Genomic DNA, 3,798 nt, shown 5'->3' on the forward strand with positions numbered 1-3,798 from the left:
CGGCGGAGCCGCGGATCACGGCGAGCACGGGGTGGCCGCCTCGGCGGGCGTCGGAGAGGCGTTCCAGCAGGAGCATGCCGACGCCCTCGGACCAGGCGGTGCCGTCGGCGGCGGCGGCGAACGCCTTGCAGCGGCCGTCGGGGGCCAGGCCGCGCTGCCGGGAGAACTCGGTGAACATCTTCGGCGTCGACATGACCGTGGCGCCGCCCGCCAGGGCGAGGGAGCACTCCCCCTGGCGCAGGGAACGCACGGCCAGGTGCAGGGCGACCAGGGAGGAGGAGCAAGCGGTGTCGACGGTGACGGCGGGGCCCTCGAAGCCGTACGTGTAGGACAGCCGGCCGGAGGCGACGGCGACCGTGTTGCCGGTCAGGAGGTGTCCGGCGACCTCTTCCCGGCGTCCCCGGGAGGCACTGTCGTAGTCCCCGTGCCCGGTGCCGACGAAGACGCCGGTGGGGCTGCCGGTGAGGGAGTCCGGGAGGACACCGGCGCGTTCCAGGACCTCCCAGGAGGTCTCCAGGAGCAGGCGCTGCTGCGGGTCCATGGCGAGCGCCTCGCGCGGGGAGATCCCGAAGAACGCCGGGTCGAACTCGCCGGCCTCGTGCAGGAAGCCGCCCTCGCGGGTGTAGGTGGTGCCGTGGTGGGCGGGGTCGGGGTGGAACAGCCGGTCGAGGTCCCAGCCGCGGTTGGCGGGGAACGCGGAGACGGCGTCCACGCCGTTGCGGACCAGTTCCCACAGTTCCTCGGGGGAACGGACGCCGCCGGGGTAGCGGCAGGCCATCGCGACGACGGCGACGGGCTCGCGGTCGCGGTTCTCGGCCTCGCTGAGCTGCTGCCGGGCCTCCTGGAGGTCGGCGATCGCCCGCTTGAGGTACGCGCGGAGCTTGTCCTCGTTCGACATCAGGTGCCCACCTCTCACTCAGATTCCGGAAAACGCGGAGAGCGGCGATTCCCGGATTCCACGCCCCGACCCTGTTCGAAGGACCCGCGGTGCGCGCAGGAGGCACACCGGTGGCTCTGTCGGTCCGGGCCGTGGTCCCGGGCCCGGTCCGGTGGCCAGTCTGGCCGTCCCGGACTGCGGGTTTCCCTAGAGCCTGGGGAGAAATGCGGGGCCGGGCGCGGTGGTGGACACCACACGCGCCCGGCCCCGGGATGAGAACTGGTGGATTCCCTCGTGGTCGTCGGTTATCGGGTGGCCGCCGCCGGCCCCTCCAGGGCGGTCAGCCATTCCTCCATGAGGGCGGCGGCCTTCGCGGAGTCCTCACGGATCAGGGAGAGGTGGTCGGCGTCGACCGGTCGTACCGTGGCCGACGGCACCAACGGTTCGTGCAGGGTGTCGGCGTCCGGTGCGGGGACGCCCTCGATGAGGGCGCGGGTGCACTTGACCTCGAGTACGGGCGCGGTGGTGGGGTGCACGTCGAGGGAGTTGAGCAGCACCATCCAGCGGCCCATCGCGGACAGCCGGGAGTTGGTGAGCCGTACGGGCGAGTCGTCGACGGCGGTGAAGTTGAACCGCATCATGCCCGAGAAGTCCACGCCCTCGTCGTTCTTGTGCTGGATGCTCAGGGTGTCGAGCAGCACGACGGCGGCGGGGCGGATGCCCCAGGTGTTCTCGAGCACGCCGGCGGCGGCGTAGGCGAGGGAGCCGCCGGAGGAGTGGCCGACGAGGACGAAGGGCCGGCCGTCGGCGGCCTGCAGGGCGCTCTCGGCGATCACCCGGGCGGCGGCCTCGGGTCCGGCGGGCAGGGCCTCACCGGTGGCGAACCCGACCAGTGGCAGCGCGGCCACGTCGCGGCTGCCCCGGAAGTGCGCGGAGAGCTGGGCGTACTGGTGGACGCCGCCGTTGGCGGTGGGCGCGCTGACGCAGACCAGCCGGGGGGTGGCCGGTCCTTCGGCGAGCGTCACCGGCCAGGGCAGGTCCTCCAGTTCGGCGGTCGCCTCGAAGGTGGGCCGCAGGGCCGCGACGGCGGCCAGCATGCGCTGCGCCTCCCGGGTCCTGCCCCGGGCGATGCCGTCGAGGAACAGCCGCTCCAGCGAGTCGTTCTCGACCGGGCCGCCGGGGACGCCGCCGCGCGGGGCGGTGCCGCCGCCCTGGGCGCCCAGTTCGGTGAGCAGCCAGGAGGTGAGGCCGTTCGGCGAGCCGCTGTCGTAGACGATGCTCGCGGGCAGCTGCAGGCCGGTGGCCTCGCCGAGCCTGCGGCGCAGTTCGATGCCGATGAGGGAGTCGAAGCCGAGTTCCAGGAAGTCGCGTGCGGGGTCGACCTCGGAGGTGTCGGGGTGGCCGAGGAGTTCCGCGGCGCAGGTGACGACCAGGTCGTGCAGGGCCTGTTCCCGTTCGTCGGCGCCGAGGGTGGCCAGCCGGTCGCGGAAGGAGGCCGTGTCGGCCGCGTGGGCCGGGACGGTGGAGACGGTCGCGGCCGGGCGGGCCGTGCGCGCGGCCGGGGAGGCGGGCCGGCCCGCGGCCCCCGGTCCGAGCAACCGGGCGGCGGACGAGGGGCGCAGGGCCAGCGCCTCGACGGACAGCACGGGCCGGCCGGCGGGGTCGACGGCCGTGATGGACACGGTGTCCTCCCCGGCCTTGGCCAGGCGCGCCCGCAGCCGGGCGGCACCGGAGGCGTGCAGGGACACCCCGGACCAGGAGAACGGCAGCAGGCCCTGGTCGGCGTCCTTCAGTTCCACGAACTCCACGGCGTGCAGGGCTGCGGTGAGCAGGGCCGGGTGCAGGGCGAAGAGTTCGGCGTCGTCCGTGCGGCCGGGCAGTTCCAGTTCGGCGAAGACCTCCTCGCCCCGGACCCAGGCGGCGCGCAGGCCCTGGAAGAGGGGCCCGTACTCGGTGCGCTCGTAGAAGCCGGTCAGGTCGAGGGGTTCGGTGCCCTGCGGCGGCCAGTGGGTGGCGTCGAACTCGATCCGCCGCTCGTCGGGGACGAGGACGCCGGTGGCGTGCTGGGTCCACGGCTCGTCGGGGGCGTCGGCGGGCCGGGAGTGGATGCCGAGTTCCCGGCCGCCGGACTCGTCGGGGGCTCCGACCCTCACCTGGACGGCGACGGCGCCCCGGGCGTCGAGCACGAGCGGGGTGGTGAGGGTGAGTTCCTGGACCCGGCCGCAGCCCACCTGGTCGCCGGCGCGCACGGCCAGTTCGAGGAAGCCGGTGGCCGGGAAGAGGACCATGCCGCCCATGGTGTGGTCGGTGAGCCAGGGGTGGGTGCGCAGGGACACCCGCCCGGTGAGCAGCACGCCGCTGGTGCCGGCCAGGGACACCGCCGCACCGAGCAGGGGGTGTTCGGCGGGGACGAGTCCGGCGCCGGCCACGTCCCCGGCGAAGGCGAGGGGGCGCGGCCAGTAGGCGCGGTGCTGCCAGGCGTAGGTGGGGACGTCGGTGCGGCGGGCGCCGGTCCCCTCGAAGAAGGCGGCCCAGTCGACGCGGACGCCCGCGACGTGCAGCTCGGCCACTCCGGTGAGCAGCGCGGTCTGTTCGTCGCGCCGGGCGCGCAGCGCGGGTGCCGCCACGACGTCCGCCTCGTCGCCGAGGGTCTGCCGGGTCAGGGCGGTGAGGACGGCGCCGGGCCCCAGTTCCAGGAAGGCGTCCGCTCCGGCGTCGGCCAGGGCGCGCACGCCGTCGGCGTAGCGGACGGTGCCGCGGACGTGGCGCACCCAGTAGTCGGCCGAGCACAGCAGGCCGGGGCCGGCGATCCCACCGGTCACGTTCGACACGACCGGGATGCGCGGCTCGGCGTAGGCCAGCCCCTGCGCGACCTCGCGGAAGGCGTCCAGCATCGGCTCCATCAGCGGCGAGTGGAAGGC

Annotated in this window: 2 protein-coding genes; both read right to left on the reverse strand. The window is 74.6% G+C overall.

Features of this window, described 5'->3' with window-relative positions:
- Positions 1 to 898 (reverse strand): beta-ketoacyl synthase N-terminal-like domain-containing protein (locus tag ABTY20_RS34910; protein WP_352001159.1); only part of this gene is annotated, 898 nt, incomplete at its 3' end.
- Positions 899 to 1,182: 284 nt separating this feature from the next.
- The coding region (locus ABTY20_RS34915) for a polyketide synthase dehydratase domain-containing protein (RefSeq protein WP_352001160.1) at positions 1,183 to 3,798 on the reverse strand (2,616 nt) is incomplete at its 5' end.

The organism is Streptomyces sp. NPDC126497, assembly GCF_040302425.1.
GTDB lineage: Bacteria > Actinomycetota > Actinomycetes > Streptomycetales > Streptomycetaceae > Streptomyces.